Raw genomic sequence first — 6,349 nt, forward strand, 5'->3', positions numbered from 1 at the left:
TGTGCGCCAGGCGGGCGGGCGTTACGGCGTGGCGGAGCAGGCGCGCCCCGTTTCGGCGGGGAGGGCCTCCAGCAAGGCGTAGCAGTCCCTGCCCCGGGACTTTGCCTGGTAGAGGGCCTCGTCCACGCGGCAGTACGCGGCGTCCCTGTCCATCCACGCATGCCGGTCGATGATGACCGCCCCGAGTGAGATGGTCACGTGTCCGTACGGGCTGGCCTTGTGCGGCAGGTTCAAATCGCGGGCCGCCTGGTTCAGTTTGGCCAGGATCGGGTACAAGGTTTCCTGTTCGTGCAGGGCCACGATGACGAGAAATTCCTCCCCTCCCAGGCGGAATGCCAGGTCCGTCCCCCGGTGGAGCGTCTTCTCCAGGGTCTCGGCAACTCCCACAAGCGCCCTGTCACCCTGGTGATGGCCGTAAGCGTCGTTGTATTTTTTGAAGTAATCCACGTCCGCCAGGATCATGCCCATCCGCACCAGTCCGCGCCGCGCAGCATCGAAATGATAGGGTGCGATCTCGTCGAAATGCCTGCGATTGAACAGGCCGGTCAGGCCGTCATGGATGGAGAGATCCCGCACATGCCGGGCATGCCGCGCCAGAAGCGCCGAAAACAAGAGCACGGACGCAATCAGCAACATCCCAGCGATGAGCGCGGCCTGATCCTTCAGCGCATCCTGCAACAGCCGTCGCTCATCGACGGCGAGATCGATGCGCCAGGGGACGAGCTTGAGCGGGAGGCTGTGAAACTCATACCCCTTGGCCCCGGGCGGGATGTCCGCGAACGTGCGGCTCGCCAACTGCTGGCCATCCTCGCTGACCAGGGCGGCGTTCACTCCCGGCAGCGGGTACATGTCCATGATGTACTGGAGACTCTTGACGGAGACGTCGATGCTGACGCTCCCCCTGAACCTGTCCCCCTGGTAGACGGGATCACTGACTGTGGCCATCTGGCCCTTTCCCGCCACATCCGTGTAGGGTTTCGTCCAGAAGGATTCGCGGGACGGGTTGGCCTGCGGCGTCGCGCCGGTCAGGAACTCCATCTCGAGCAGGTCGGGGGTGAAAAAGAAGTCCTCGGCCTCCTCGGCGGGGAAGAGGTACATGAAGGCCCTGGCCGACGTGTAATAGACCCAGGGCGTATCGGGGCTTCTGTTCCGAATCGCCCTCATGAGGGGGGCCAGGGCTTCGGCCATCCGCATCTCCTCGATCACGGGGGCGTCGGGGCCGGGCACTGGGCCGAGTCCCACCATGCGGCCATAGGCCAGGCGGTCCCTCTCCTTTGCCGAAGGGAGCGAGGCGTACCCGTCCCTCCCCGGGAGGGGCCGCAACCGGTTCGCCGGATTGCCCGGGCGCGTCAGATAGCCGGACAGGCAACTCTCCGCGACGTTGCGCATGGCCCTCACGTTGTAGACGTGGTTCTCCAGATCGTGGTCGATGGTTTTCACCAGTGCTTGGCCGGCGGCGATCACTTTCTGCCGCCCTTCGGCCATGTTCTGGCGGACGCGGGAGGAGGTCGCCGGAATTCCGGCGGCAAGCACGCCCGCCAACACGGCCAGGAGAATCCCGACAAGCCGCGCGCCGAGGATGTGCCGCAGCTGCTGCGCCAGCGGAAGCTTCCACGGAAAGGCTCGGGGTGTTCTCGTACGGGTGTGCATGGCGTTTTTCATTGCATGGACAAGACCGGCTGCGATCGGAGGTCCGATTGCGATGGGCATTTGCTCCCGCAGGGGAGCACCCCCGGACAGCCGTCAGAACGTGAAGGCCGCTCCAAGGACCGGCCCCGACAGGACGGCGTCGAACTTGAAAGAGTCTTTGCCGCTGCCTTCCGAGTGGTTCACGCCCACCGCTCGGTAGCCGATGAAAGCCGTGCCGTGGTCGCAGAAGGTGTAGCCCACCAGGGCCATGGCGTCCCACGTGATGGCCGAACTGATGCCGAAGCCGCCGACGCCGCCGCGCAGTTCAGCCTTCCAGGCGTCGGTCAACTGGAACTGCACCCTGGCCCCCACCACGGGGTCCACCCAGCTTCTCTGCCCGAAGATCGAACGGCTGTTGATGGGCGAATCGCTCTTGAGATGCATGGCCAGGCTCCAGATGCGGACGCCCGCCAGAAGGTCCAGGCTTGCGGGCGCGGCCCCGTCCTTGCCCAACGCTGCGCTTCCCACGCGCCAGAACCCGGCCACATCGGAGAGGAACAGGCCCATCTGACCGTCCAGGGAGACCCGTTTCCCCGAGGACTGGTCGCCGAGCTGGGCGTAATTGACCTCGCCCAGGAGCCCGAAGGCGTCCCGGTAGAGGATGTCCGCGTGGAGCATGCCCGCGATGTTCAGGTATTTGGAGAGGTCGGCGAAGCTGGAATCGACGTTGGCCTGGGCCCCCCGCACCCCCATCGTGCCCGAGAGGCCCGTGAGCCAGGCGTACGGGGCCAGGGTGACCTTGAGGTCGCCGCCGGAAGGGTTCGGCGCGGCGGCTTGAGCGGCAACGGAAATGAGCGTGAGACCGAGAAGCGCTGTCAGGAGGAAACACCTGGCCGAGGTGTTGGGCATAAGGCCTCCAGCCGGTCGGGTTCGGGTTGGCGCAAAAGGGGCGCGAGGCCCCGCAGGCCGGGTCTTCGACGCGAAGGCCCGGCCGGGAACGATCCGTCGGGGCGCGTCAGTTCGCCTCTTTCACCGCCGGGATGACCCAGGAGCCGTCGAGAATCGAGGGGCTGGCCTTGCTCGGCCAGTAGAGCCGCAGCATGAGGACGAAGGCGTCCCTGGGCGCGGGCAGCCAGTTGGACTCCTTGTCCGGCCCGGGATTGTCGTGCTGGATGTAGAGGTCCACGGAGCCGTCGGCGTTGGGCTTCAGGTTCTGCCTGGCGCTGACGCTCTGGCGGTTGAGGGGGTTTTTCACGAAGAAGTAGTCCTTGTCGTACATGGTCAGCGACCAGAAGCCCTCGGCCGGGGGGAGCTGGCCCTTCTCGAAACGCATCACGTAGCGCTTTGCGCCGTGGTACGATCCGAGGATGTCCGGGCCTTCGGAGGTGGGATAGACCGCGTCCTGGGGGAGGTTCGCGCCCAGGCCGATGGCGGTGATCAGGGCGCGCTGGATGTAGTTGACGCCGTATTTCCCGGTCTTGGTGGTGAAGGCCCAGCCGTTCTGGAGCGTCATGTCTCCGGCGAGGACGCCTTCCTTCATCCAGAGCATGATCTTGTCGTTGGCGATTTTCGGGACCGTGGAGAAGGCCTCGCGCGCCAGGGGGGTGAGCCTGCTTGCGTCGAAGGGTTGTCCGGGCGCGATGCCCAGCCTTGCCATCTTCGCCAGCATGGGCTTGTCGGCCGGGGCGGGCGGGTTGTCCTTCAGGAGCCTGGCCAGCAGGTTGAAGTAGTCGTGCGCGCTGAGCGCGTTGACCTGTTCGCGCACGGCCAGCTTCATGTCCACGGCGGGATCGACCTTCCCGGCGGGCGGCGTGTAGGGCTTGCCATAGGAGCCGAGCGGCACGAGCGCAATCTCGTCCTGCAGTTTGTGTACGGCCGCGTAGTCCTCGGGCGTGCCGGTGCAGTAGATGCGCCCGAGCAGCCACACGATGTTGGTGGGCGACTTGTACTCCTTCACGCCGTCGGGCAGCTTTCCTTTCCAGCCGGGGCCGGTGATGGCGTATTGCTGCGGCCCCGTGCCGGTGGTGCGCTTGCCGGGGACCTGGAAGACCTCCGTCCAGCCGTCGAGCATGGGGAAGAGGTAGTAGCGGTCCTTGGCGTCCGGCAGCGTGAGCACGTAGGGCTCGCGGCCCACGTCGATCCACGCCGTGGTGTAGAGCGTGTCGGCGTTTGGCGCGGTCACGTCGCGAAACCCGGCCGAGGGATACTCGCGCATCCGGACGAACTGCCCCATGGGGGCGTGCGTTCCCTGGGGCTTCTCCACGTTGGTCATGACGCGCCGGGTCATTTCCATGGTCACGAGCGGGTAGCCGTAGATGTAGGCTTCCACACCGAGCGAGACGGCCTCGAGGACGTTGTCCTTGGCCAGGGCCGGGAGGGGGCGTGACGCCAGGACCAGGAACAGGAAGCAGGCAAGGAACGTCGTTTTGTTGAATGCGGCCATGAAGGTGATCTCCTGTCTCAGGGGGGCTTCTTCAGGTTTGTTTTTTCGTCAGTGGCCGCGACAGATTGCCTCGGACGACACGCGTGGGAAAAGGGCACGCTCCGTGACGCGTCCGGAGGGAGGGATGCGGTCGGCGGCGCGGTTGTCGGGCCGGGCGGCCTGTGATGATGTCATCGGGGGAGGGCCTTGCCTGAGGATTCCTGATCGAAACGCCGGATGACGTTGCGCAGGGTGTCCTGTTCGTTTTCGAGGCGGTGGAGGGCGTCGAGGGAATCCGAGGCGTTGCGGGCCACATGGTCCGCGAGGCTGGCGATCTCGTCCATGGCGCCTGCGAGTTGGCGCATGGCCTGGGATTGCGCGCCCGCTTCGGAGGCGATGGTGGAGGTCTGCTGGGCGGAGCGTCCCACGATGTCCACGATGTCGGTGAAGACCTGGCCGGACTGGATGGAGAGGGTGTTGGCGTCTTCTATGGCCTTGGCGGCCTGGTCCATGCGCTGGACGTTGTCGCGCGCGCCGGTCTGGATGGCGGAGACGGCGCGGGAGACTTCCTGGGTGGCGGTCATGGTTTTTTCCGCGAGCTTGCGCACCTCGTCCGCGACCACGGCGAAGCCGCGTCCGGCGTCGCCCGCGCGGGCGGCCTCGATGGCGGCGTTGAGGGCCAGGAGGTTGGTCTGGTCGGCGATGTCCGCGATGGTGGTGAGGATCGCGCCGATGGCCTGGGCTTGTCCGCCGAGCTGGTTCATGGATTGGGAGAGGGCCTGGGCCTGTCGGTTGACGGCCTCGATGGCCTGCGAGGAGCGTTTCACCACGTCGGAGCCTGCGTGGGCCTTGTCGCTGGCGCTGCCCGCGAGTCCGGCCACCTGGTCGGCGAGGCGGGAGACGTTGGCCAGGGCCTGGGTGACGGTTTCCACCTCCCGGGCGTTTTCCAGCGCGCCCTGGCGTTGCTGGTTGGTGGCTTCGACGGCCTGGTCGAGCAGGGTGGAAAGTTCGGCGGCCACGTGCTGGATGCCTTGGGCGGCCTGGGTCATGGCGGCGGCCGCGGCGAGTTCGCCTTCGCGTTTGGCCTGTTCGGCCTGGGCCTGGGCGTCCTGGGCGAGGCGGGTCTGCTCCTGGGCGAAGCGGGCTTGCGTCTCGGCTTCGCGTCCTTTTTCCTCGGCGAGGGCGAGGGATTGCCGCAACTGGTCGACCATGGCGGTGAGGGCGTTTTTCAGCACGCCGAGTTCGGCCTTGAAGGCGGCTGGGGCCAAGGCGGCCTGCAGGTCGCCCTGGGCGATGCGCCCGGCGTAGGCGACGAGGGCGTCCACCTGGCGTCCCACGAAGGCGCGGGTGAGCCAGACGGTGGCGGCCAGGGCCACGACGAAGACGGCGGCCAGCACGGCCAGGCCCAGCAGGCGCAGGGCGCGCAGGGTGGTGTCGATGTCGTCGATGTAGACGCCGGAGCCGATCATCCAGCCCCAGGGCTTGAAGGTTTTCACATAGGAGAGCTTGGGGAACACCACGGAGGTGACGCCGCCGCCGGGGACGGGCTTGGGCCACAGGTAGATGACGTAGGCTTCGCCGGTGTCGGAGGCGGCTTCCACGAAGGCCGTGAAGAGGTTGGTCTTGCGCGGCAGGGCCTCCAGCGGGGCGTTGGCGCCTTTCTGGGCGTGGGTGGCCTGGTCGAATTTGGGGTCTTCGAGGGTTTTGCCGTCCAGGGCGGGTACGGTGGGGTGCATGATCATGCGGGGCCTGGGCGCGGCCAGGTCGTTGATCCAGAAGTAGTCGCCCTGGCCGTAGCGCAGGGTCTTGATGCGCTGGAGGGCGCGTTTCTGGGCCTCTGCGAGTGGGAGTTCGCCCTGTTTGACCTGGCGGTCGTATTCGACGAGCAGGGAGTCCACGCTGCCCACGAGGGAGTGGAGGGCGCGCTTGTGCACATCGAGGAGCTCGCGTTCAGTCCGGGGCAGGATGACCCCGAAGAGCGCGGCTGCGAAGAGCGCGAGGCTGAGCAGGGAGACGGCGAGGAACTTGATGGTGAGCCGGGTGTCGGCAAGGCGCTGGAGGATGCTCTGGGCCATGATGCGCTCGCAGGGTTGGATGGTGTCGCGGTGCAACTTGGCGGGAATCATGCGCAGTTCCCGCCCAGCTTATTGCATCGTATGAAGGAGGCGTGCTGAAAAGTAAAGGGCCGCCCTCGGGGCGGCCCTGAGGCTGCTGACAAAATCGGCTTTGCGGCTTTGTCGGCTGCCCTGCGCGCAGCGCAGCATGGAGCAGGGCGGCTTTGCCGCCCGTAAGCGGCTC

Annotated in this window: 4 protein-coding genes; all 4 read right to left on the bottom strand. The window is 66.6% G+C overall.

Annotated elements, in window-relative coordinates; genetic code table 11:
* Positions 1 to 21: 21 nt before the first annotated feature.
* On the bottom strand, positions 22 to 1,710 hold the full coding sequence (locus ACV4UX_RS06530) for a sensor domain-containing diguanylate cyclase (RefSeq protein WP_491592509.1): 1,689 nt from the start codon (positions 1,708 to 1,710) through the stop codon (positions 22 to 24).
* 33 nt (positions 1,711 to 1,743) lie between these two features.
* On the bottom strand, positions 1,744 to 2,538 hold the full coding sequence (locus ACV4UX_RS06535; RefSeq protein ID WP_491592510.1) for a hypothetical protein: 795 nt from the start codon (positions 2,536 to 2,538) through the stop codon (positions 1,744 to 1,746).
* Positions 2,539 to 2,644: 106 nt separating this feature from the next.
* Positions 2,645 to 4,072 (bottom strand): DUF1254 domain-containing protein, encoded by a 1,428-nt coding sequence (locus ACV4UX_RS06540; RefSeq protein ID WP_491592511.1) that lies wholly within the window; start codon positions 4,070 to 4,072, stop codon positions 2,645 to 2,647.
* Between the two features lie 170 nt (positions 4,073 to 4,242).
* Entirely contained in the window at positions 4,243 to 6,177 is a 1,935-nt protein-coding gene (locus tag ACV4UX_RS06545) for a methyl-accepting chemotaxis protein (protein ID WP_491592512.1), read from the bottom strand.
* Positions 6,178 to 6,349: the final 172 nt, after the last annotated feature.

The organism is Fundidesulfovibrio sp. (assembly GCF_058402725.1).

Excerpts from the sequence above, each read along its gene's own strand:
- ACV4UX_RS06545 (WP_491592512.1), bottom strand. The coding sequence starts at position 6,177 with ATGATTCCCGCCAAGTTGCACCGCGACACCATCCAACCCTGCGAGCGC.
- ACV4UX_RS06530 (WP_491592509.1), bottom strand. The coding sequence starts at position 1,710 with ATGCCCATCGCAATCGGACCTCCGATCGCAGCCGGTCTTGTCCATGCA.
- ACV4UX_RS06540 (WP_491592511.1), bottom strand. The coding sequence starts at position 4,072 with ATGGCCGCATTCAACAAAACGACGTTCCTTGCCTGCTTCCTGTTCCTG.
- ACV4UX_RS06535 (WP_491592510.1), bottom strand. The coding sequence starts at position 2,538 with ATGCCCAACACCTCGGCCAGGTGTTTCCTCCTGACAGCGCTTCTCGGT.